Source organism: Candidatus Micrarchaeia archaeon (assembly GCA_041653315.1).
In the GTDB taxonomy this organism is placed as follows: domain Archaea; phylum Micrarchaeota; class Micrarchaeia; order Anstonellales; family JAHKLY01; genus JAHKLY01.
In genome coordinates, this window is sequence record JBAZFO010000007.1 from 1 (window position 1) to 20762 (window position 20762).

Annotated in this window: 31 protein-coding genes and 1 tRNA gene; 19 read left to right on the forward strand and 13 right to left on the reverse strand. The window is 26.6% G+C overall.

Translation table 11 applies throughout. The features are described 5' to 3' along the window. Positions 1-413 precede the first annotated feature (413 nt). Positions 414-794, forward strand: a complete 381-nt coding sequence (locus tag WC356_02435) for a HEPN domain-containing protein (protein ID MFA5381996.1) — start codon at positions 414-416, stop codon at positions 792-794. Then, positions 767-1084 (forward strand): nucleotidyltransferase domain-containing protein, encoded by a 318-nt coding sequence (locus WC356_02440; GenBank protein ID MFA5381997.1) that lies wholly within the window; start codon positions 767-769, stop codon positions 1082-1084. Before WC356_02435 ends, WC356_02440 begins: the two co-directional genes overlap by 28 nt. A 57-nt stretch (positions 1085-1141) precedes the next feature. Here WC356_02440 and WC356_02445 read toward each other — a convergent pair. The 4 genes from WC356_02445 to WC356_02460 form a co-directional block, all read right to left on the reverse strand. Then, positions 1142-1465: transfer RNA gene (locus WC356_02445), tRNA-Ala, on the reverse strand. 29 nt (positions 1466-1494) lie between these two features. Next, a complete protein-coding gene (locus tag WC356_02450; protein MFA5381998.1) occupies positions 1495-1725 on the reverse strand; it encodes an LSM domain-containing protein in 231 nt (76 codons plus the stop codon). A gap of 78 nt (positions 1726-1803) precedes the next feature. Further along, a complete protein-coding gene (locus WC356_02455) occupies positions 1804-2262 on the reverse strand; it encodes a TIGR00288 family NYN domain-containing protein (protein MFA5381999.1) in 459 nt (152 codons plus the stop codon). Between the two features lie 12 nt (positions 2263-2274). Further along, complete coding sequence (locus tag WC356_02460; GenBank protein ID MFA5382000.1) at positions 2275-2976, reverse strand: TatD family hydrolase; 702 nt, start codon at positions 2974-2976, stop codon at positions 2275-2277. Between the two features lie 72 nt (positions 2977-3048). Here WC356_02460 and WC356_02465 point away from each other — a divergent pair, with 72 nt between their 5' ends. Genes WC356_02465 through WC356_02490 form a run of 6 tightly spaced genes read left to right on the forward strand, consistent with a single transcriptional unit; the run spans position 3049 to position 6286 of the window. Further along, the gene (locus WC356_02465) at positions 3049-3450 is read left to right on the forward strand and encodes a translation initiation factor IF-5A (protein MFA5382001.1); all 402 of its coding nucleotides are present in this window, start codon (positions 3049-3051) and stop codon (positions 3448-3450) included. A gap of 8 nt (positions 3451-3458) precedes the next feature. Next, positions 3459-3746: a 30S ribosomal protein S24e gene (locus tag WC356_02470; protein ID MFA5382002.1), complete on the forward strand. Its 288-nt coding sequence runs from the start codon at positions 3459-3461 to the stop codon at positions 3744-3746. Between the two features lie 27 nt (positions 3747-3773). Continuing rightward, complete coding sequence (locus WC356_02475) at positions 3774-3953, forward strand: 30S ribosomal protein S27ae (GenBank protein MFA5382003.1); 180 nt, start codon at positions 3774-3776, stop codon at positions 3951-3953. Further along, positions 3920-4681, forward strand: coding sequence for a type II CAAX endopeptidase family protein (locus tag WC356_02480; GenBank protein ID MFA5382004.1), 762 nt, complete (start codon positions 3920-3922; stop codon positions 4679-4681). Before WC356_02475 ends, WC356_02480 begins: the two co-directional genes overlap by 34 nt. Beyond that, positions 4678-5631 carry a KEOPS complex N(6)-L-threonylcarbamoyladenine synthase Kae1 gene (gene kae1 / locus WC356_02485; protein MFA5382005.1) on the forward strand — a complete coding sequence of 318 codons (954 nt, stop codon included), beginning with the start codon at positions 4678-4680 and terminating at the stop codon, positions 5629-5631. The genes WC356_02480 and kae1 overlap by 4 nt, the downstream gene beginning before the upstream one ends. A 34-nt stretch (positions 5632-5665) precedes the next feature. Further along, positions 5666-6286: a hypothetical protein gene (locus WC356_02490; protein MFA5382006.1), complete on the forward strand. Its 621-nt coding sequence runs from the start codon at positions 5666-5668 to the stop codon at positions 6284-6286. Positions 6287-6291: 5 nt separating this feature from the next. On the opposite strand, the gene WC356_02495 is transcribed toward WC356_02490, so the two are convergent. After that, positions 6292-6648 (reverse strand): hypothetical protein, encoded by a 357-nt coding sequence (locus WC356_02495; protein MFA5382007.1) that lies wholly within the window; start codon positions 6646-6648, stop codon positions 6292-6294. 310 nt (positions 6649-6958) lie between these two features. Here WC356_02495 and WC356_02500 point away from each other — a divergent pair, with 310 nt between their 5' ends. Together WC356_02500 and WC356_02505 are read left to right on the forward strand one after the other, a co-directional pair. After that, positions 6959-7201 (forward strand): hypothetical protein, encoded by a 243-nt coding sequence (locus WC356_02500; GenBank protein MFA5382008.1) that lies wholly within the window; start codon positions 6959-6961, stop codon positions 7199-7201. Next, positions 7191-7898 (forward strand): DUF116 domain-containing protein, encoded by a 708-nt coding sequence (locus tag WC356_02505; GenBank protein ID MFA5382009.1) that lies wholly within the window; start codon positions 7191-7193, stop codon positions 7896-7898. The genes WC356_02500 and WC356_02505 overlap by 11 nt, the downstream gene beginning before the upstream one ends. Before the next feature lies 1 nt (position 7899). Here WC356_02505 and WC356_02510 read toward each other — a convergent pair whose 3' ends face one another. Together WC356_02510 and WC356_02515 are read right to left on the reverse strand one after the other, a co-directional pair. Then, positions 7900-8376 (reverse strand): VIT1/CCC1 transporter family protein, encoded by a 477-nt coding sequence (locus tag WC356_02510; GenBank protein ID MFA5382010.1) that lies wholly within the window; start codon positions 8374-8376, stop codon positions 7900-7902. 24 nt (positions 8377-8400) lie between these two features. Continuing rightward, positions 8401-8841, reverse strand: coding sequence for a hypothetical protein (locus WC356_02515; GenBank protein ID MFA5382011.1), 441 nt, complete (start codon positions 8839-8841; stop codon positions 8401-8403). 180 nt (positions 8842-9021) lie between these two features. Between WC356_02515 and WC356_02520 the strand changes: the two genes are divergently transcribed. The 5 genes from WC356_02520 to WC356_02540 all read left to right on the forward strand — a co-directional run bounded on the left by WC356_02520 (position 9022) and on the right by WC356_02540 (position 13577). Beyond that, positions 9022-9267: a hypothetical protein gene (locus WC356_02520; GenBank protein MFA5382012.1), complete on the forward strand. Its 246-nt coding sequence runs from the start codon at positions 9022-9024 to the stop codon at positions 9265-9267. Further along, positions 9252-9587 carry a type II toxin-antitoxin system PemK/MazF family toxin gene (locus tag WC356_02525; protein ID MFA5382013.1) on the forward strand — a complete coding sequence of 112 codons (336 nt, stop codon included), beginning with the start codon at positions 9252-9254 and terminating at the stop codon, positions 9585-9587. The genes WC356_02520 and WC356_02525 overlap by 16 nt, the downstream gene beginning before the upstream one ends. A gap of 54 nt (positions 9588-9641) precedes the next feature. Beyond that, positions 9642-12320: a DEAD/DEAH box helicase gene (locus tag WC356_02530; GenBank protein MFA5382014.1), complete on the forward strand. Its 2679-nt coding sequence runs from the start codon at positions 9642-9644 to the stop codon at positions 12318-12320. Positions 12321-12577: 257 nt separating this feature from the next. Beyond that, on the forward strand, positions 12578-13324 hold the full coding sequence (locus WC356_02535) for a hypothetical protein (GenBank protein ID MFA5382015.1): 747 nt from the start codon (positions 12578-12580) through the stop codon (positions 13322-13324). Positions 13325-13337: 13 nt separating this feature from the next. Next, the gene (locus WC356_02540) at positions 13338-13577 is read left to right on the forward strand and encodes a HEPN domain-containing protein (protein ID MFA5382016.1); all 240 of its coding nucleotides are present in this window, start codon (positions 13338-13340) and stop codon (positions 13575-13577) included. 124 nt (positions 13578-13701) lie between these two features. Here WC356_02540 and WC356_02545 read toward each other — a convergent pair whose 3' ends face one another. Together WC356_02545 and cyaB are read right to left on the reverse strand one after the other, a co-directional pair. Further along, positions 13702-14295: a hypothetical protein gene (locus WC356_02545; GenBank protein ID MFA5382017.1), complete on the reverse strand. Its 594-nt coding sequence runs from the start codon at positions 14293-14295 to the stop codon at positions 13702-13704. Between the two features lie 32 nt (positions 14296-14327). Next, a complete protein-coding gene (gene cyaB / locus WC356_02550; protein MFA5382018.1) occupies positions 14328-14876 on the reverse strand; it encodes a class IV adenylate cyclase in 549 nt (182 codons plus the stop codon). A 185-nt stretch (positions 14877-15061) separates the two neighbouring features. Between cyaB and WC356_02555 the strand changes: the two genes are divergently transcribed. From WC356_02555 to WC356_02565, 3 genes are read left to right on the forward strand one after another with little or no spacing between them, the layout of a single operon-like run. After that, complete coding sequence (locus tag WC356_02555; GenBank protein ID MFA5382019.1) at positions 15062-15910, forward strand: DNA adenine methylase; 849 nt, start codon at positions 15062-15064, stop codon at positions 15908-15910. Next, complete coding sequence (locus WC356_02560; GenBank protein ID MFA5382020.1) at positions 15910-16836, forward strand: type II restriction endonuclease; 927 nt, start codon at positions 15910-15912, stop codon at positions 16834-16836. The genes WC356_02555 and WC356_02560 overlap by 1 nt, the downstream gene beginning before the upstream one ends. A gap of 13 nt (positions 16837-16849) precedes the next feature. Next, complete coding sequence (locus tag WC356_02565) at positions 16850-17584, forward strand: DNA methyltransferase (GenBank protein ID MFA5382021.1); 735 nt, start codon at positions 16850-16852, stop codon at positions 17582-17584. Between the two features lie 66 nt (positions 17585-17650). Here the strand turns inward: WC356_02565 and WC356_02570 are convergent, their stop codons facing one another. The 4 genes from WC356_02570 to hjc are packed head-to-tail and all read right to left on the reverse strand — an operon-like array spanning position 17651 to position 20108. Then, positions 17651-18817 carry a tripartite tricarboxylate transporter permease gene (locus WC356_02570; protein MFA5382022.1) on the reverse strand — a complete coding sequence of 389 codons (1167 nt, stop codon included), beginning with the start codon at positions 18815-18817 and terminating at the stop codon, positions 17651-17653. A gap of 9 nt (positions 18818-18826) precedes the next feature. Then, complete coding sequence (locus WC356_02575; GenBank protein ID MFA5382023.1) at positions 18827-19321, reverse strand: hypothetical protein; 495 nt, start codon at positions 19319-19321, stop codon at positions 18827-18829. Positions 19322-19366: 45 nt separating this feature from the next. Next, complete coding sequence (locus tag WC356_02580; GenBank protein MFA5382024.1) at positions 19367-19720, reverse strand: hypothetical protein; 354 nt, start codon at positions 19718-19720, stop codon at positions 19367-19369. A 4-nt stretch (positions 19721-19724) separates the two neighbouring features. Next, positions 19725-20108, reverse strand: a complete 384-nt coding sequence (gene hjc / locus WC356_02585; GenBank protein MFA5382025.1) for a Holliday junction resolvase Hjc — start codon at positions 20106-20108, stop codon at positions 19725-19727. 108 nt (positions 20109-20216) lie between these two features. Here hjc and WC356_02590 point away from each other — a divergent pair, with 108 nt between their 5' ends. Continuing rightward, positions 20217-20762 (forward strand): CBS domain-containing protein, encoded by a 546-nt coding sequence (locus tag WC356_02590; protein ID MFA5382026.1) that lies wholly within the window; start codon positions 20217-20219, stop codon positions 20760-20762.

Genomic DNA, 20762 nt, shown 5'->3' on the forward strand with positions numbered 1-20762 from the left:
TCTAACTTATGCATTTACCATTGCAATAGCTGCAATATTTATTGCATTAGGATTAGGAATGGGACTTGCAATTGGATTAGGAGGACAAGACACAATTAAAAAAGTCTTAAATAAAAAACAAGCAGATATAGAAAAACTTTTTTAAGTTTTTTCTTTTTTTATTTATTTTTTCTTTTCTAATTTTAATTATTTTTTAATTAATCTTTTTCTTTTTAGGGTGAAGACCTTTTTCTTTTCTAAAGAAAAAGGGATTCAATAGAAAAACTTTTCTAAGTTTTTTCTTTTTTTATTTATTTTTTATTATGTATTTCTAATTTCTTTTGTTTCTTTTTTATTAATTAATTTTAATTTATTTTTTGGGATTATTAAACTCTGGGACAATATATAAAAATCTATTTAGATTAATTTTTAATATGCGAGAAGAAAGTAAGAATTGGTTTGAACAGGCGAAGATAGATTTAGATACAGCAAAATTTAATTTTAAAGGAGAACGATTTTATGCTTCAGTGTTCTTTTCGCAACAAGCAGCTGAAAAATCATTAAAAGCATTATATCTTGAGGAAAAAAGATGCCCAGTATTACATCATAATCTTGTAGATATTGCAGATGAGCTTGAAGCCCCTGAAGAAGTCATAAGTGCTTGTAGAATGTTAAATCCACATTATACTGTTTCTAGATATCCAGATGCAGCTAGTGGTATTCCTTCAGAAGTTTATGATAAAAAAATTACTAGTATATATTTAATGGAAGCAAAAAAGGTGGTTAGGTGGGTAAGAGACAATTTAGAGAGTTAGATGGTTTTATTAAAAATCTAAAACAAGATTATTCTGATGCAATAGTTTATTTATTTGGTTCAAGAGCAAGAGGAGATGAATTAAAAGATAGTGATTATGATATATTTATTATTTCAGATAAATTCAAAAATCAAAAATTTGTTAAAAGACTTGAAAAAATACAAGAATACTGGACACTTCCCCAATTACTTGAGTCTTTATGTTATACAAAAGAAGAATTTCAAGAAAAGATGAAACAAATAAATATTGTAAGTCATGGGATGAAAGATGCAATAAAACTTACTTCTTGATTAATTATTTTTAATTAATTTTTACTTTTTGAAATAAGAATTAGATATAATAAAAAATGGACCTGGGGGGAATTGTTCATTTCCCAGTTTCTTTTTGGGATAAAGACCTTTTTCTTTTCAAAGAAAAAGGGATTTAATTGAACCCCCGGCCTCCTGCATTCTCGAGCCCTTTCTTTTCCCTAAAAGAAAGGTCTAGAGTTCACCCCAAAGAAAAGGGTTTTTCTTTCCCTAGGCTTTCTTTTTTCAAAAAAGAAAGGCTATGCCAAGCAGGCGCGCTTTAGCGAACCAAGAACACAAAATATTCTTTACATAGTTTTTTTCGCCATGCGTTTCTTTTTCTTTACAAAGAAAAAGAAAGGCTGACCGCTGCGCTACAGGCCCATATTTTAATAAAATATAAAAAAGAAAATTTATGAAGGAGAGATATAAATTACTGAATCTCCTCTTAGTAATATTGTTCCAAATCCTTTTTGAACTTCACCATCTTTTAGAAATTCTGCTTTTTCTAAAACAAGATTCATATGAATATCATAAGATACCATAACTCCTCTAAATTCTAAATGTCCTTTTAATCCGACTACTACAGTATTATTTAATGCAGTGTTCAAAACATCGAATGGTCTTCTTTTTTGTTCTTCCATATTTATCACCTTTTTTAAAAAATAAAGTTTTCTTATTTTAATTTTTTACATAAAACAATTTAAACTTATGGGTAATTTTTATAAATTATCCATTTTGATTATTACATCTGCAGTATTTTTTAAAGCAATACTAAATCCGGGTTCACCACCAATTACAATTGTTTCTTTTCCATGCTCTTTTGCTTTTACAAGCACAGGTCTAAAATCAGTATCTCTTGTCATTAAAGCGATAGTATCAATATGTGGATTAAATATTTGTTCTACTGCCGCACATGCCATTGTAACATCTACATCACCAGAAGTAATTACTGGTTGATATCCTTGATTTATCATAGCTTCAATTAATTTATCAGAAGCATACTGATCGAGAAAAACAATTCCTATTTTTAATTTTCCATGTTTTTTTAACTCTTTTTTAATTGCTTCTAAATCAAGATGCATATCTTTTCTAATTACATTAGGCCCATCTATAAATAATGCGATGTTTCTATCCTTTTTCTTTTTAAGTAAATCTCCTATTTTGTCAAATACAGTCATAATTATAACCTCCTATATATTGAAGAATTCCTTTGCATTTTTATATGTTTCTTCTTCAACTTTTTCTTCAGATACACCAAGGCTTTTTGATATAATTGAAATACTTTTATAAATATCATAAAGATTCTTGCCTAAATATGGTGCATCCGTTTCTACTACTAAATTATTTAATCCAACATCTTTTATTACTTTCTTTTTTAAATCAGATGAAATCGGAGATATTGAAATTAACATATTATGTTTAACAGCTTTTTTTGCAAGTTCTCTGTTTCCAGAAAAACAATGTAATAATACAGGAAAATCGAAGTTACTTAATCTATTAATTACATCTTCTTCTGCTTTTCTAGAGTGTATAATAACTGGAAGTTTCATTTTATCAGCAAGATCAAGCATCTTTTCAAAAACTATTTTTTCCTTTTCAATACCTTCAATAGTTTTTCCCCAGTGATAATCTAATCCTATTTCACCAATTGCAATAGGTTTATTTTCTTTAATAAATTCAATCCATTTATCAACAATTGTTAAATCATCTAAATCTAGTATCGAATGTGGGGCGATACCTAATGCATAATATACATTTTTATATTTTTTAGATATTTCAATTGCGTTTATATTTGCTTCGTGAGAATAACCGCAAGTAATAGCAATCTGATTTTTTATAAATTCTATTTTATCAAATTTATCCAAATGACAATGAGTATCAAATACAACCATGTTAAAATAAGTAATCATTAACTTTATAAAGTCTAACCTATAATAAGAATTACTTATTTTCTAGGTGATATTATGACAGGAGAAAAAATATTTGTTGATTCAAAGAGTTTAAAAGTAGGGAAATATATGTTAATTGATGATATTCCTTGCAGAATTGTAAATATAGAAACATCAAGACCAGGAAAACATGGTCATGCTAAAATGAGAATTACAGGTATTGGTATTTTTGATAATCAGAAAAAACAATGGCTTGGTGCAGGAGGACATGATGTTGAATCTCCAGTTATCACAAGAAGTACTGCTCAAGTTGTTTCAGTTTCTGGAGATAGTGTTCAATTAATGGATACAAAATCATATGAAATTTTTGAACTTCCACTTCCAGAAGAATTAAAAGCAGACGCAGAAGCAGGAGCAGAAGCAGAACTATTAGAAGCTATGGGAAGAAAAGCAATTCAAAGAATTAAAAAAGCATAGGTGATTTTATGAATATAAATATTGATAAAAAAATTGAAAATAAATCTTTAAAAAGAACAGAAGTTACTTTTTTAGTTTCTTATGATTCTTCTACACCAAAAAGACAGGAAGTTATAGAAGCATTAGCTAATTTGTTAAAAGTTAAAAAAGAATTAGTAATTCTTCAATCCTTAAATAATAAATTTGGAAGCAAAAGCGCAGATGGAAAAGCAAATATTTATACAGATGAAGAAGCATTAAAAAGAATTGAACGTGAATATTTATCAAAAAGATTAGAAAAGAAAGAAAAGAAATAAACCTATATATAAAAAAGGGTGTGATTTATGGGTGCAAAAAAAAGAAAAGTTAAGAAAAAAGGAAAAAAACCAGTAAAAGTAAAGAAAAAAGAAGTTAAAGAATACAAAAAAGCAAAATCTTGTCCAAAATGCGGACCTGGTGTTAAATTAGCAGAGCATAAAGATAGATTATCATGTGGAAAATGCGGTTATTACGAAAAGAAGTAGATAATCTTATTATTGTTTTATTATTTTCTTCTTTATTTTTAGTTTTATTTACTTTACCTGAAATTAATTCTTATTCTTTTAATGAATATATTATAGGAATTAGTATAGTATTTTTATTATCTTTGTTTTTACTTAAAAAATATGGTTTTATTAGATGGAGTTTAATTTTAATTTTATTTTTACTTTTTACTTTAATACGAGAAGACATATCAATATTAACTTCTTCATTAGTTTTTATTTTATTTCCTTTTTATTGGTTAAAATTAGAAGGGAAAAAATATAATTCAATTTTAAAAGAATATGGATTAATTGTAAAAGACAAATTAAAAATTATTATTTCTGGAATTTTGGGATTATTTTTGATTATTTTTATTGTTGGTTTAATTGGATCAATATTTTATTTTTTTGGTATAAATGATCAAGCAAATGTGAAAGAGGTAGTTAAATCTCTTCCTTGGATTGCATTTCCAATCGCTGTTTTAATTGCACCAATAGCAGAAGAAATCTTTTTTAGAGGATTTTTACTTAAAAAAGTAGGAATATTAATTTCAGCAGTAATTTTTGCTTTATTACATTTTGCTTATGGTTCAATAGTTGAGATAACAGTTGCTTTTGTAATTGCTTTATTATTATCTTATTTATTTATAAAAACAAAATCATTATGGCCTTCAATAATTGCACATGGTCTTTTTAATTTAATGTCATTAATAGTTATGTGGTTTTTATGAATGTTCTTGGAATAGAAAGCACTGCACATACTTTAGGCATTGGAATTTTTAATGGTAAAAAAATAGTTCATGCAAAAGATATGTATAAACCAAAAAATGAAGGTATAATACCAAGAAAAGCAGCAGACCACCATTTAGAATTTTCAAATTTATTAATTAAAAATGTACTTCAAGAATCTAACTTAAAATTAAAAGATATTGATGGATTTGCTTTTTCTCAAGGTCCAGGAATAGGTCAAACATTACAATTTGGTTGTTCTTTAGCAAGATATTTAGCAATTAAATATAATAAACCATTAATCTCTGTAAATCATTGCCAAGCCCATATTGAGATTGGAAAATGGGAATGTAATTTAAAAGATCCATTAACAGTATATGTTTCCGGAGGGAATACACAATTAATTATTGAAAGAAATAAAAAATATCATGTGTTGGGGGAAACATTAGATATTGGTATGGGAAATTTATTTGATACTTTTGGAAGAGATATGGGTTTAGAATTCGCACATGGATCTATATTATCTGAAATGGCTGAGAAAGGAAAGTATATTGAATTGCCATATTCAGTTAAAGGTATGAATATTGTTTTTGGGGGCTTATTAACTGCTTCTAAAAAAGCATTAAAAGAACATAAAAAAGAGGATATAGTTTATTCAATGATGCATAATGCTTTTGCTTCTTTAACAGAAGCCGCAGAAAGAGCATTGTGTTTAACCCATAAAAAAGAATTATTATTATGTGGAGGGGTGGCACAAAATAAAATGTTTCAATCAATGCTTAAAAAAATGCTTGAACCACATAAAGCAAAATTTGCAGTTCCAAGGAATGAGTATAATGCAGATAATGGAGCAATGATTGCTTTATTAGGGTATAGATTATTAAAAGAAAAGAAAATAATTTCAATAGAAAAAGCAATTCCAAGACAAAAATGGAGAGTTGATAAAGAATAGTAAGCAATAAATACCTTTTTCTAATAAACAAAGTATGGCAAATGAAATATTAGCTCAAATTGGATTAGGTGGATTCAAAAGTTTATTAGATGAAATTGAATTAGTAACTGCAAATGAAATTTTTTATTTATTTGTTTTGATTTTAGTAATATCTTTAGGTATGCTTATTATTTGGTATTTATATAAAAAATTAGCAAAAAGAGATATGTTTAAATTAAATTTAAAAGCTGAAGATGGAGAAAAATTAACAATTGGAAAAGAATTATTTTCTACATTAATTTATTTATTTAAATATATATTATTATTTCCTCTATTCGTAATTTTAATGTTTATTATCTTAGTAGTGTCATTTTTATTTATGTCTTCTGGAATAGAGTTATCATCTATATTTTTCTTTTCAATTGCATTAATTTGTGTTGTAAGATTATTAGCATATATAAAAGAGGATACAGCACAAGAAATTTCTAAAATGATCCCTATCGCCTTAGTATTATCTTTACTTTTAAATCCTAATTTATCTAGTGGATATTCATTTCCTTCTATTTCAGAATTAGAAATTGCATTAGCAAGTGTTTGGTATTATTTTGTTTTTATATTCTTTTTTGAAATATGTTTAAGAGTGGTACATAAAATAACAAGAGTTTTTAAAAATTAGGAGAATTAATCTTCTCCTCCTTTTGTAAAAGCCTTTTTACCTAATAATACAAGTAATACCATAGAGATTATTCCTACTATAATTCCTTGAGTTAAATCTTTGAATTGCATATACCACATATATCCTAAGAATGCTCCAAATAATCCCATTACTATACTTCTTAAATTATTAGCAAGTCCCCCAGATAAATTTTTTTCAGTAAAAAATATATATGCTATTAAAGCCACTAGAATACCAAGTCCTATTGGATAATAAATTGGATCTGTTGGAGTTTGAAAATGCCATGCAAAACCAGCCCCAAATCCTATTAATAATGCACCAACCACTTTCCCAATTTTTACTGCTTCTTTTGTTATACCCATTTTTAATCACCCATTTTTTAATACATAATTTTAAAAAGACAATTTATATAAAACTATTACTATCCCGCGGTAGCTCAAAGCTTTAAATTTAATATTTTAAAGCGAGTAATGGTAGAGCGATCGGCTGTAACTTTTTTCTTTCTTGTAAGAAAGAAAAAAATTAACAAAAAAGAAAGAACAAAGTAGCTAAAGTTTGTTTGTTCCTGAAAAGGAATTAATGAGTGCTCTACAAACCTATTAGTGTAGATCTGAAACCGATAGGTTGGGATTTCGAATATCCCCCGCGGGACTTTTTTAAAGGTGTTTTTTTATGAGAAAAATTTATATAGCTGGATATAAACCAATTGACGAAAATAGATTAGGAAGTATAAGAGGAAGAAATGTTTTTTTATTTACTGGATATAATCTCATTAGTGTTGGAAGAGTTGCAAAAATAATAAAAGAAGGAATAATCACTAAAGAAAAAACAGGTAAAAAAAGATTTTTTGAAATCTCTTTGTTATCTGATGGAACAGGTATTTTTAATGATGAAGGTTTAGATTATGAATATTGATTTTTGGGGGATAATGAGTTTGATTGGTTTTGTTTTATTTCTTATTTTTGTTATATCTATTTTATTATCTTTAATCGCTTTAATTTTAATTCATTTTTTTCATAGAAAAGGAAAAATTATATTTCCATATTTTATTTTAAGTGTAGTAAGCACGTTAGAAGTTCCTATTGAAAGAATGATTAGATTTTTTCAATTAGAAGGAATTGATTTGGATTTAACAATTACTCAATTAAGGAATAGATTAAACAAAAAAGCATTTTCAAAAGTTCCTGCGAATGAAAGAGCATTATTTTTTCCCCAATGTTTAAGAAGTATTAAATGTCCTGCAACAATGGGAGAACAAGGGATAAATTGTATTAATTGTAAAAAATGCGGGATAGGAGAAATAAAAAAAGAAGCTGAATCTTTAGGTTATAAAGTATATATTGCTCCAGGAAGTTCATTAATAAAAAGAATGTTTAAAAAATACAAACCAAAAGCAGTTTTAGGTGTTGGATGTTCAATGGAAGTTAAAGAAGGAACAGCATTAATTGAATCATATGGAATTCCAGTTCAAGCAGTTTCTTTGTTAACAGGTGGATGTGTAAATACAAGAGTAGATTGTTATGAATTATTAAAAACTATTTATCTAGGTATAGATATTTCTGAAGAAAAATTAAGAGAAAAAGCAAATGAATTTAATAAATATTGGAATTAATTTATACAAAAATCGTGGGTATTAATTGACCAATAAAGTTTGTAATTAATATAACTATCATGGCAATAAAAAGATGTTCTCCTATTGTTTCCCAAGGATTAGTTTTTCTTGTTTTTGAAATTTTATAACTTAATATACTTATTACTAATAATCCCCAAATTATACTTGCTATTATTGCAGTTGATAAATCAAATAAAAGTATTGGAATTAAAAAAGTTAAAGCAAAAATAAATTTACAAATAAAAGTGGATATAGTTGATTCCCAAATTTCACTATCTTTATTATTTTTTTGCGATTCTTCAGATATATGAATTCCAAGCGCATCTGAAAATGCATCAGCAACAGCAATAGTAATTATTCCACCAATAATTACTAATTTAGAATGTGTTCCTGCATTAAGTCCAACTATCAAACCCAAAGTGGTAATCACAGCAGAAGTTAAACCAAAAGATAAACCTATTTTTAAAGATTGTTTCATGATTTTTTAAATAAGAATAAGTTATTAAAGTTTTCTTAGTTCTATACTTATTGTTATTCCATTTTGTTCTTTTTTTAATTCTATTTTCCCACCTATTAATATTAATTGTTTTTCGATCCAATAGAGTTTTTTTAATCTATTTTCCTTTTCATAAAAAGGACATAAACAAAATACTAATTCTTCTTCATTAATTTCATGTGTTTTGAAACTTATTTTTATATCTAAATTTAAGTCATCGAAAACAGTTATATATATTGGGGAATTTTCTTTTGAATAAGGTTTCATAGTTTTTATTATCTCATAAATTGATTTTTCTAATATCATGTGCGCGTTTTTGTTTAATATATTTTCTTTGATTATTAATTTTCTAGGGCAGATTAATTGAACAGGAAAATCAAACTTTCTAATAGCACTGTTTATTATGTCTTTTACGTTTTTTGTATATTCCTTTAATTTCATTTTCATAAATTTATTGGGCGCTTCGGGCGTTTATAAAAGTATGTATTCATAAGTGAATTTAGCCGGAAAACTACTCTTTAATATTATTTATAAATATAATTATTCTAAAATAATAGAAAGGTTTAAATAGATTAATAATATAATTATGATATAATAATGCTATAATAATGCGCAAAAGGTGAGGAAATGAATATAAATTTACATTTAACTGGGGAATTAGAACAATTTATCAATAGTTTAGTTAGTAGGGGGTTGGCTGCGAATAAAACAGAAGCCATAAGACAAGCATTAGTTAATTATTATGAAACCCATAAAAATAATAAATCAAGAGAGGATAAAGATCTTATAAATTTTACAATGGAAGCTTCAGAACCTGCTTTGAAAAAAATTTGGAATAATCCAAAAGATGATGAAGTATGGTCAAAATATTAAACAGAAAAGATATAATTTTAGTTCCTTTTCCATTTAGTGATTTATCTAATTCTAAAACAAGACCTGCTCTTGTTTTAAGTAAAAATAAATTTAATAAAAACTCTGAGGATATTATTGTTTGTGCTATAACTTCAAATTTAGATACAAATAATTCAGTGTTTATAGAAAAAAAAGATTGGCAAAATGGAAATTATTCAGAGAGTGTCATAAAATATAGTAATTTAATAACTTTAGATAAAAAATTAGTTATTAAACAAATAGGAATATTAAGTGATGAAAAATTTGAAGAAGTTTTAATTAAAATAAAAGAAGTTATTTAGCCGAAAATCTACTCTTTAAAAACTATTATAAACAATTCAAGCGCATATTAATCAATGAGTATCATATTAGATATGCGCATTGAGAGATTAATTTCCGAAAGATTCAAAGATTTAACTGAAATACAAAAGAAATCCTTTAAAGCAATACTTAGTGGAAATAATACGTTAGTTATAGCGCCAACTGGACATGGAAAAACATTAGCTGTTATGCTTCCTGTTTTTAATAATATTATAGACACAGAAAATAATGGAATCCAAGTTTTATATGTCACTCCTTTAAAAGCATTAAATAGAGATTTATTAGAAAGAATTACGTGGTGGTGTAATAAACTAGGGATATCTCACGCAGTAAGACATGGAGATACATCACAAGCAGAAAGAACAAAACAATCACAAAAACCACCTAAATTATTAATAGTAACTCCAGAAACATTATGTTCTATTCTGGCTGCCCCAAGATTAAGTTTAGCTTTAAAAAATTGCAAACATTTAATTGTTGATGAGATACATAGCATATGTGATAATAAGAGAGGCGCACAATTGAGTTTAACAATTCAAAGAATAAAACAATATGCAGATCCGCAGATAATTGGTTTAAGTGCAACAGTTGGTTCTCCAGAAAAAATTGCAAATTTTTTATCTCCAGATAAAGAATGTCAAATTGTTTCTTTAGATGAACCAAAAAAGACAAAAATATTTATTGAAAAACCAAAGCCTTCAAAAAACCCACCGAAAAAATTAGATTTAGATGAAGAAGCAACAGGAAGATTATATAGAGTTAAAGAAATAACTGAACAAGATAAAACTTTAATTTTTGTTAATACGAGGCAGGTAGCAGAAGCATTATCTTCGAGACTTCATTTATTAGATGTAAAAATAGGAATACATCATGGCTCTTTAGCAAAACAAATCAGATTAAAAGCAGAAACTGATTTTAAAAATAATATTACAGATGCATTATTAGCAACAAGTTCTTTAGAATTAGGAATTGATATTGGAGATGTGGAAAATGTTATTCAATATATGTCTCCAAGACAAGTTTCAAGATTAATTCAAAGAATAGGAAGAAGCGGGCATGATATACACAGAGTATCCAAAGGACATATAATAGTTTCAGATTTATATGATACATTAGAAGCAACTGCAATTGCTTTATTACTAAAAGAAGGTAAACAAGAAGAAAATATTATTGAATCACAGGCATTAGATGTAATTGCCCACCATTTAGTTGGTATACTTTTGGAAAATGAGCAAATAAAATTAATTGATGCACACAAAATTTTAGAAAAAGCGGCTTCTTATAATATTTCATACGGGCAATTAGAAGAAATAGCAGAGCAATTAAGCAAGCAAAGAGTATTATATTTTGATAGATCAGACGACTCTCTAAAAAAAACTTTGAGTTCTAGATTATATTATTATACAAGATTATCTACTATCCCAAAAACTATGAGGAGAAAAGTTAAGGATATAGAATTAAATAAAATTGTTTCTACTTTAGATGAAGTATTTGTTTCTTCATTAGAAATTGGAGATACATTTATTACAAAAGGATTACCTTGGAGAGTTGTTGAATTAACTACAGAGGAAGTATTAGTTGAAGCAGGAGATGATTTTTCATTATCTTTGCCAGATTGGGAAGGTGAACAAATACCTGTTCCTTTTATGGTTGCCCAAAAAGTTGGAGATATCATTGAAATAATTGATAAAAATGAAACAAATAAGATTAAAGAAAAAATTGAATTAAATGCAGATATTTATCTCCCTAAAGAAAAATGGTATCCAAAAAAAGATGAATTGATAATTGAATGTTTTGCTGATTTGATAGTTATTCATTCTTTATTAGGTTCAAAAGCAAATGAAACTATTGGGCGATGTATTTCATTTTTATTAACTTTAAAACATGGTTCAAGCAATCAATTAATCACAGATCCATATAGTATTATAATAAATACCCCAAAACCTGCTAAAGCACAGGACATAAAAGATATTATAAAAGAGTTAACTGATATTGAATCAATAATAAAAAGTTCTTTAACAGATTCCAAATTATTTGTGTTTAAATTTAATCATATTGCATTTAATTTTGGTTTAATAAATGAAGGGCAGGGAGTTTCTAAGAGAGCAATAAAATACTTAATGGACACCCCAATATATAAAGAAACTATCAGGGTTTTATTATCAACGTATTTTGATATACCCAAAGCAAATGAAATTATTGATTTAATAAAAGCAAATGAAATGAAAATTATATGCAAAAATTCAAAAGAATTAAGTGAATGGAGCAGGCAAGTTTTAACAAAAGTTCATGCTGGAGAATTAATTGCGCCTATTGAGCCCCATTCAGAAATTATGAAAGCATTTGCAAATCATTTATTAGAAAAAAGAATAAAATTAATGTGTTTAAATTGCAATAAACCTTTTTATGTTAAAATTGAAGAAGCTGGAAAAAAAGTAAAATGTTTAAACTGTTCTGGTTCTGTTGTTGGTTATGCAGGAGAATTCAGGCAAGGTAAATTACAGGAAAAACCCCCTAAATTTATAGAAGAAAGCGCGCCTCTTATACAAGCATATGGAAAGCGCGCTTTAATTGCATTAAGTGTTTATGGTGTGGGTCCTGAAACAGCTAAACGAGTATTACAGAAGATACACAAAGAAGATGAACATTTCTTTTATGATTTATTAGAAGCGCAGAAGAATTTTATTAAAAATAAAAAATACTGGAAAATGTAGTAACTTTTTTTTAAAAGATGTTCAAAACTAAAATTGGTTTTGGACAAATGTCCACCAATAAGTGAACAAAAGAACTTAACTAAAAAGAAAAGAAAACAAAGAAAAAATAACAAAAAGAAAATAAGGAAAAAATTTATACTGCTTTTAAAATCCTTTTTTCTTCTTTTTTATTTTTGTTTTTTTGTGCTTGATAGTTTTTTACTAAATACATATATTTATAAACAGTAAAACACATAAATAATAACAGGTGATGTTATATGACATACAAGAATATTTTTTCTAAAGTAAACCCATTTGCAAAGTGTGGGCGAAGTCCCTTTAAGCGAAAGCTTGTACTTGTTGAAAGCCTAATAGGAATAGAGGAACAAATTGAGGAGGGGGACGCAAAAACTTTATTTTACAGAAAGAATTATGATGAAGGAAAAAAACCTTCCGAGGTGACAGAAGACAATCTTAAAGTGGAAAAAGAAAGTGGAAGGTTTATGCCGGTGTGTTGTGGAACCTATAGTGTACCTCTATTCATACCCTCCAGTTCAACGATTACTCTCGGTAATTCTGGCGAAGTGTATTTTTACGAAAGAGAATATGAACAAGGCAGAACCCCTAAGATTATAGAAGCGGAATGGGAAGAAAAGAAAAAGAAACTTGTTAGAGAACAGGAGGAATTAACCCTTAGGATAAAAGCTTTTGCACCGGACCTAATCGTCAAATTAACTAAAAAAATTAGAAATATCCACACTGTCCGTAACGTTATAACAATAGTGGCCGGAGTTTCTTTGGTGACAGCAATACCAACCATGATGATGGTACTTTTTTACAAAATCAACACTTCGATAAGTTATCTATCAGAGCAAGAGATGAATAACCTAATGAAAGTTGCCTTTGGCTCCGGAGGGACTTTTGTTGCTTCTGCTTGCTCGCATATCATCGAAAACGCATTGAACGATGCAAAATATTATAAGTATAAGGATTGTTTGTATAAATTAAAAAACATACTCTCCTAAAGTATAGTGCACTTTGGGAAAATCACATTTTGCTGTAGCAAGATATTTAGAAACAAAATATTGTTCGGATGGTTTGATAGAGAATAAATGGATAGATTTATTAGATTATTATAGAGAGTTTAGACATGATGATCAATATAGTACCTCATTTTATACTACTGATGATGAATCTGAAAAAGCTTTAAAAAACTCAGAACTTTTTTTAAAAAGAATAAAAAAACTTTTTAATGTGCTTTTATTAAGTAAAAAATAATAAAAATAATTTTTATTTAGAAATTCAATCAAGTGTTTTGATTTAAAATATTTAGAAAAATTGCTTAAAAATTAATTAAACATGTTCATAAAACGTGAACAGTTTGTTCATGAATTATGAACATTTATTCTTTAAAACTTGTAGAAATATTAATCAATTCTGCATTTCTTGATATCTCAACTATATAATAAAAATCAGCGTTTTCTGAACTCCAAAGAACGATCCAATTTTCTTGTCCATTTGTTGGTGGGTTTACTTTTGGTTTTGCATTTGGATATTGAGTTATATATTGTTTAATTTTTTCTGTTCCTTCTATTGTATGTGATGCAATTACTGCCTCTTCATTAAAGATTAATTGACAAATGGGCTGGCCTAAACATATTTCACAATTTTTTGTTATATAATCAGGAGGTTGTGTTACAAATCCTTGTTCTGGATAATTATAATATAAATGTATTCTTTCTGGACATGCAGTTTCAGGATTAATAGTGACTCTTGCTTTTATAGTAAAATATTTTCCTTTTTCACCTTCATTTTGAATGTTTTCATTAATGGATAAAATTTCAAATTCTGCTGTTTCTCCATAGTGTGATTTTAAATCCTCTAAAACAGAAGTTCTTGCATCTGTTTCATTAGCTGGTGGTGCCCACTCATAGAAAAATAATAGCATAATAGAAATAATTATTATTAATACAACTATCCAACCTAGCGCTTTCATATATTCACTTAAGAGGAAAGAATTTATAATTCTTATCTCTTTGATTTTTTCTTAAATTTTAAATTAATAGGGTTAACCCCATATTTTTTTAATACTCCACTGCTCGTTAAATTGCATGCATCTTTCATTGTAAAACCTAATTTTTTAACGAGTTTTTCAATATCCTTTTTGTTTCCTTCAATTTCCATATAAGCAGATATTTTAGGGTGCTGGTCTATTTCTATTTTTAAATTCTCATATTTATATGAAGTTCTATATTTTTCGCTTTTATTAATGCATTTTAAACCTAATTTTTTAAGAATTTTTTCTGCGTTTTCAAAATTATCTATATTAATTTCTGTTTCTTCTCTAACTTTAAATTTCCCTTGGTTTTTTCTTTTTGTTTTATGAGTCAATTCTATAGTTTTTCCATATTTTCTTAGTCTTAAAATTGATTTATTTTTTGATATTTTTTCATCTGGAAAATCAAAGAATTCTATTTGTACTAAATTTTTACCTATTTTTTTAGCACCTAATTTAATTAATTTTTTTTCAATTTCTTTTACATTTATATTTAAAATTTTTATTTCTACTTCATCCATGAATATTTTTTATACATTTCATTTAAAAAACTTTTATGTCCTTTAAATCTATAATTAAAGAACTTTTTTATTAAAAATTGGTCTTTGATTAATATTAGCTTTCAAAATAGCAAACATTTAACGACGGTAAGGCCGGAAAAGTACTGTCTGGAAGGGTTTTTAAATATTAAATTAATATTATTATTATGAATAAGAAAGAATCTAAACCTTTTGTGAAGTGGGTGGGAGGAAAAAGACAGTTAATTGATATTTTATTTGAAAATATTCCTACTTCTTTTTCTAATTATCATGAACCATTTGTAGGGGGTGGAGCATTATATTTTAGATTATGGGATGAAGGATTGATTAAAAAAGCTTATCTGAATGATTTTAATTCTCATTTATATAATGTATATAAAATAATCAAAAGTAAACCAAGTGAATTGATTGAAGAATTAAAAACATCAAAATATCAAAATGAAAAAAAAACATATTACAAGCTAAGAAATAAATATAATAATCAAGAATATCAAGATGACACAGAAAGAGCTGCGTTATTTATTTATTTTAATAAAACCGGGTTCAATGGTCTTTGGAGAGTGAATTCAAAAGACCAATATAATGTTCCTATGGGGAAATATAAAAACCCAACACTTTGTGATGAAGATAACATAAAATTAGTTTCAGAAGCCTTGAAAAAAGCAACCCTCTCAAATAAAGATTTTTCTTCGGTTATGGGGAATACCAAAGCAAATGATTTTGTATATTTTGATCCTCCATATCATCCTTTAACTGAAACCTCTAATTTTACAACTTATACAAAATTTGATTTTACAAAAGAAGATCAAATTAGATTAAAGAAATTATATGTAACTCTCGATTTAAAAAAGGTAAATGTTATGTTAAGTAATAGTCCTGCTCCTTTAATTATGCAACTTTATTCCAATTATAATCCTATTAAAGTACAAGCTAAAAGAATGATAAACTGTAAAAGTGATAAACGAGGAGCTATAGAAGAAATTGTTGCCATGAATTATATAAGAGGAGAAAGATAATGAAATATTTAAATGTATATAAAAAAATAGGAATAAAAGAAAACGAAGTTTTTAATTATTTATTAGATACTTTAAGTGATTCTATATTCACATGGCAATATTTTGTTGATTTTAAAAAAGTTAAAATAAATTTATCAAAAATTGAAAAAGAATTAAATTTATTGAATACTTTAATAGGCAAAGAAAATATTGAAAAAGAATTTATTGAAATATTGCGGGAATATCCAAAAGTTAGAAAAGTATTGCCAATATTAATAGCTATAAGAGAAAGTAAAATAAATAATCTTCAAATAATTGATAATTTTGAGATTTTAGAAGCTAAAAGTAAATGTGATTTATTTAATCCAACTAAAGAGTTAAATCAAAGTATAAAAAATGATTTATTGATTTTTTTTAATGATTCTGGATTAAAAGATGTTTTTCAAGATAAAGCAATAAAAAATATCGTTGATTATTGTGTGGGTATAGAAGTTGGGATGGATACAAACGCAAGGAAAAACAGAACTGGCAAAGTTATGGAACAATTAGTTGAAAGAATAATAACTGATTTTTCAAAGAATAATAATTTAGAATTTATTATACAAGCAAACCAAAGTAAAATCGTAAAAAATTGGAATTTTAATATTAAATTAGATAAAGCGAATAGAATTTTTGATTTTGCTATATTTGATAAAAAAATTAACAAACTCTTTTTAATAGAAACTAATTATTATGGTGGTGGCGGTTCTAAATTAAAATCAACTGCTGGAGAATATCAGTATTTAGATAGTTTATTAAAATCACAGAATGTAGAGTTTATATGGATAACTGATGGAAAAGGTTGGTTAACCGCTAAAAAACCATTACAAGAAACATTCATAAAAATTAATTATGTTTTAAACTTAAAATTAATCAAGCAGGGAGTTTTAAAAGAAATAATCTGCTAAATATTTGATACATATGAAATTTGAACCTGATGATTTTGAATTACAATATACTACGGTTTGGTCTTTCCCAGATAGGGGAGATTGGGCAACACACAAAGGAGATTATAGAGGAAATTTTTCCCCATATATACCTAGAAACCTTATTTTAAGATATTCAAAAGAAGAGGATATAATTTTAGATCAATTTTCGGGAAGTGGAACTACTTTAGTAGAATGTAAATTGCTTAATAGGAATGCAATAGGTTATGATATTAATCAAACTGCGGTAGAAACTGCTAAAAAAAGATTAGATTTTGAATATAAAAATAATAGCAAACAAGAAATAAAATTAGGAGATGCAAGAAAATTACCTTTACAAGATGAATCTATAGATTTAATTATTACACATCCTCCTTATTTAGATATTGTAAAATATAATTCTGAGAATAAAAAAGATATTTCTAATATTAAAAAATTAGATGAATTCGTGAATGAAATGAAAAAGGTGGCTGAAGAATCGTATAGAGTACTTAAAAAAGATAAATATTGTGCTATCTTAATAGGAGATACAAGAAGAAAAGGCATGTATATTCCTTTAGCATATAATGTTATGAAAACTTTTTTTGAAGCAGGTTTTAATCTAAAAGAAGACATCATCAAAAAACAATGGAACTGTAAAACTACTCCTTTATGGAAATCCCAATCAAAGAAATATAATTTTCATTTAATAATGCACGAACATTTATTTGTATTTAAAAAAATTAATTAAAAACACCCAAAAATTCAAAAAATAAAGTTTCAAAAGTAAATCTCCGAAAATTAAATAAAAATATTTTTAAATTAGCATTAAAATTGAAGGGATAATTATAACTCCCATTACATGAACTCTTTTTATATTAAAAAATAAAGGTAAGGAGCCTATAGCTGTTCCTGCAATTAAAGTTGCAATTCCTAATGGTCCGGAAATTAAAAAAACCATGACAGCTAAATAAAGTATTAGACATAAATACAAATGTTGAGTGTTTATTCTAAAAATATATTCAAATTTTTTGTAAATTAATAAAAGTAAAATTGAAGCTAAACAAATAGAAAGTATAAAAATAAACATTAAAGGCAGTAAATTATTTAATGAAGGCTCGATTAATTGTGATACATAGTTTAATGCCCCTATTCTTGCTTTTCCTATTGTAGGTAAAGAAGCAAATGCAAATACAATATGGCTTATAGCTAATGAAGAAGTAAATACTAAATATTTTTTAGGACAAGCTAATAATAATGGTGAAACAAATACAGCTAATTGTGCAGGTGTTGCTATACCTGGAAATAAATCTGCAATAAAGCCTAAAATAATACCTGCTAATAAAGGAATCCAAAAATTAAATTCAATTTTTTTATTTATTTGTTTTAAAATTTTAGGTTTTGTCCATAATGTTGCTATTAAAGTACTGAATGCAAATAACCCAGTAAAAATTGGGAACAATGGTTCTTTAATCGGTGCGTTTATTGTGATGCAGCCAAGCACTCCAGCCATAATAAAGACCAAAGACGCATATAATATTTTTTTAATTGATCTTTCAGAAACAATCATAAAACAAGAAGCAAAAATTAAAATGAAAATTAAATATGGATAAATAAAATTGAAAGTTATTGGAAATAAAATTAAAACAATTGGAAATAAACATAAAGATATAAAAGAACTAATTAAACAAGAGATTATAATTAATTTTACTGCGTTTAATCCTTCTCCTTCTAAAACTAATTTTTGTCCTGGTAATGCAGATATATATGTTGAATCTTCCGGCACCCCCAAAAATATTGCAGGAACAAAAGAGATTAATGTATGTGCGCCTAATCCTGCAATTATTATAAAACATAAAGACATTGGGTCTAAGTTTGTTTCCATTAGTAAGGTGCTTATTGTGTTTGAATGAATACCTGGGATAAATCCAGAAAAAACACCTAATAAAAATCCAATAATTATTGAAAATAATTGATCTATCATAAAAATCATCTATGAAAAAGTTAGTTCTTTAATTAGCTGTGTTGGAATTCCAAATTCATTTAATTTAATTTCCGTATATCCTAAACAACCACGATAAATTGAATACTTGTCTTTCCAAATATATCCCCCAAGTAATTTTATTGAATTTTTTTCATTCCAAATTGATTTTATAAAATTAATTGCCCCACACCAATTTGTTCTATTTGGTGTAGGGTTTGCTTCGTAAGTTGGAATTATTATTAATGAATTTTCAGTAGTATTAAAGAACTGAGTTATTATATTATAATTATCATTAACTTCATATTCTTCTTCAAAAACAATTAATGTTGAGTTTAATTTATTTAATTCTTTTTTTAATTTTTCTTCAAAAATTAATGTTTTTTCAACTGGACCAATATCTTTTCTTAAGAAAAAAGGATGAACTGCAATACAAATATCTTTTTTTGGAATAAGTTCTCTTGTTAATCCTTTTGCGTATATTCCTCTTTCAATTCTTTGCAACATAGTATTTTCCTTTTTTCTGTGTTTAAAAAACTATGTCTTAATTATTTATCCAAGATAATTAATTTCTTGTGCATAAACAATAATTCCCTGGTAATATGTTTTTGTTGTTCCTTTTACTTTTATTAAATCTCCTTCTGATAAAATTTTTAAAACATTTAAATTATTATTTGCATTTACAGTTAAACAATTTGTATCGCATACTTTTATTGAAGTAGTTTTTTCATTAAAATTCATACTTTGTATTCTTCCTTGGAATTCTATTAAAGAATCTTTTGGTATTTCATTATTTGAATATAAAGAAATTTGAATTGGTTTTGTAAATTCAATAAATTGATATAATAAGAGAATTGATAAAACTGCTATAAAAATTGCAATGAATATAATTTGTTTATCATCCATTTAATCATCTTATTAGATCTTCAAATAGCATTGTATTTTCTGCTGTTTTCCAATTTATGCTATATCCAGCAGGAGTTTTTTTTAATAAATGTAAAGGTATAAATCTCCACCCATTTCTTGATAATCTCCATGCAACCATAGTTGTTATTCCAGATGTTTCTTCCCATCTTTTCAAACCATCTATCTGCGCTTGTTTTAAAGATAAAGAAGTAGTATCCCATGCTTTGCATTCAAATGCATATTGTTTTCCCTTTCTAAATACTAAAATATCTGGAGATAATGAATTTCCTCCAGATCCAGCTGCGCGTATTACTTCAAATCCTTTTTCAGAAAACCAGTTAATTAATTCTCTTTCTGCTCTCGCGCCTTTTCTATATGTTGCAACCATAATTAAATATTAAAAAGAAAGATTTAAATCTTAAACTTTATTTTTCCACAAAAAGACTTTAAAGGCAAAAGAAGAGTGCTTTTAAATATTATTGTTTAAATTTATTTTATGGAAACACAAATCAAAGTGGGAGACTGTATGACTAAAGGAGTTTTAGTCCTTTCTACCTCAAGTAAAGTAAAAGAAGCAGCAGAGATTATGGCTAATGCTAATGTAGGAAGTATAATACTTATGAATAAAGGAAAAGCAGTAGGAATTGCAACAGAAAGAGACATAGTACGAAAAGTTGTAGGAATTAATAAGGACCCTTCTAAAATAACATTAGAAGAAATTATGAGCAGACCTTTAAGAGTAATTAAAGTTGATACTTCTATTGGAGACGCAGCTTTAGCAATGAGAAAATACAAAATTAAAAAATTACCTGTTATTGATAAAAAAGGAATGGTAATAGGAATGATTACTGAAACAGATATTATTAGTGCTTACCCTGGATTAGTTGATGTTTTAATAGAAACTGCTTTACAAAATAGATTTACTGGGGGAGAAGTTTTTAGTGGAGTCTGTGAACACTGTGGTGTGTATTCTGAACAATTAAAACGTGTAAGTGGAACTCTTCTTTGCAGTGAATGTAGAGAAGAGGAAGATATTGCCTAA

Excerpts from the sequence above, each read along its gene's own strand:
- WC356_02435 (MFA5381996.1), top strand. The coding sequence starts at position 414 with ATGCGAGAAGAAAGTAAGAATTGGTTTGAACAGGCGAAGATAGATTTA.
- WC356_02450 (MFA5381998.1), bottom strand. The coding sequence starts at position 1,725 with ATGGAAGAACAAAAAAGAAGACCATTCGATGTTTTGAACACTGCATTA.
- WC356_02455 (MFA5381999.1), bottom strand. The coding sequence starts at position 2,262 with ATGACTGTATTTGACAAAATAGGAGATTTACTTAAAAAGAAAAAGGAT.
- WC356_02460 (MFA5382000.1), bottom strand. The coding sequence starts at position 2,976 with ATGGTTGTATTTGATACTCATTGTCATTTGGATAAATTTGATAAAATA.
- WC356_02465 (MFA5382001.1), top strand. The coding sequence starts at position 3,049 with ATGACAGGAGAAAAAATATTTGTTGATTCAAAGAGTTTAAAAGTAGGG.
- WC356_02470 (MFA5382002.1), top strand. The coding sequence starts at position 3,459 with ATGAATATAAATATTGATAAAAAAATTGAAAATAAATCTTTAAAAAGA.
- WC356_02475 (MFA5382003.1), top strand. The coding sequence starts at position 3,774 with ATGGGTGCAAAAAAAAGAAAAGTTAAGAAAAAAGGAAAAAAACCAGTA.
- WC356_02480 (MFA5382004.1), top strand. The coding sequence starts at position 3,920 with ATGTGGAAAATGCGGTTATTACGAAAAGAAGTAGATAATCTTATTATT.
- kae1 (MFA5382005.1), top strand. The coding sequence starts at position 4,678 with ATGAATGTTCTTGGAATAGAAAGCACTGCACATACTTTAGGCATTGGA.
- WC356_02490 (MFA5382006.1), top strand. The coding sequence starts at position 5,666 with ATGGCAAATGAAATATTAGCTCAAATTGGATTAGGTGGATTCAAAAGT.
- WC356_02495 (MFA5382007.1), bottom strand. The coding sequence starts at position 6,648 with ATGGGTATAACAAAAGAAGCAGTAAAAATTGGGAAAGTGGTTGGTGCA.
- WC356_02500 (MFA5382008.1), top strand. The coding sequence starts at position 6,959 with ATGAGAAAAATTTATATAGCTGGATATAAACCAATTGACGAAAATAGA.
- WC356_02505 (MFA5382009.1), top strand. The coding sequence starts at position 7,191 with ATGAATATTGATTTTTGGGGGATAATGAGTTTGATTGGTTTTGTTTTA.
- WC356_02510 (MFA5382010.1), bottom strand. The coding sequence starts at position 8,376 with ATGAAACAATCTTTAAAAATAGGTTTATCTTTTGGTTTAACTTCTGCT.
- WC356_02515 (MFA5382011.1), bottom strand. The coding sequence starts at position 8,841 with ATGAAAATGAAATTAAAGGAATATACAAAAAACGTAAAAGACATAATA.
- WC356_02520 (MFA5382012.1), top strand. The coding sequence starts at position 9,022 with ATGAATATAAATTTACATTTAACTGGGGAATTAGAACAATTTATCAAT.
- WC356_02525 (MFA5382013.1), top strand. The coding sequence starts at position 9,252 with ATGGTCAAAATATTAAACAGAAAAGATATAATTTTAGTTCCTTTTCCA.
- WC356_02530 (MFA5382014.1), top strand. The coding sequence starts at position 9,642 with ATGAGTATCATATTAGATATGCGCATTGAGAGATTAATTTCCGAAAGA.
- WC356_02535 (MFA5382015.1), top strand. The coding sequence starts at position 12,578 with ATGACATACAAGAATATTTTTTCTAAAGTAAACCCATTTGCAAAGTGT.
- WC356_02545 (MFA5382017.1), bottom strand. The coding sequence starts at position 14,295 with ATGAAAGCGCTAGGTTGGATAGTTGTATTAATAATAATTATTTCTATT.
- cyaB (MFA5382018.1), bottom strand. The coding sequence starts at position 14,876 with ATGGATGAAGTAGAAATAAAAATTTTAAATATAAATGTAAAAGAAATT.
- WC356_02555 (MFA5382019.1), top strand. The coding sequence starts at position 15,062 with ATGAATAAGAAAGAATCTAAACCTTTTGTGAAGTGGGTGGGAGGAAAA.
- WC356_02560 (MFA5382020.1), top strand. The coding sequence starts at position 15,910 with ATGAAATATTTAAATGTATATAAAAAAATAGGAATAAAAGAAAACGAA.
- WC356_02565 (MFA5382021.1), top strand. The coding sequence starts at position 16,850 with ATGAAATTTGAACCTGATGATTTTGAATTACAATATACTACGGTTTGG.
- WC356_02570 (MFA5382022.1), bottom strand. The coding sequence starts at position 18,817 with ATGATAGATCAATTATTTTCAATAATTATTGGATTTTTATTAGGTGTT.
- WC356_02575 (MFA5382023.1), bottom strand. The coding sequence starts at position 19,321 with ATGTTGCAAAGAATTGAAAGAGGAATATACGCAAAAGGATTAACAAGA.
- WC356_02580 (MFA5382024.1), bottom strand. The coding sequence starts at position 19,720 with ATGGATGATAAACAAATTATATTCATTGCAATTTTTATAGCAGTTTTA.
- hjc (MFA5382025.1), bottom strand. The coding sequence starts at position 20,108 with ATGGTTGCAACATATAGAAAAGGCGCGAGAGCAGAAAGAGAATTAATT.
- WC356_02590 (MFA5382026.1), top strand. The coding sequence starts at position 20,217 with ATGGAAACACAAATCAAAGTGGGAGACTGTATGACTAAAGGAGTTTTA.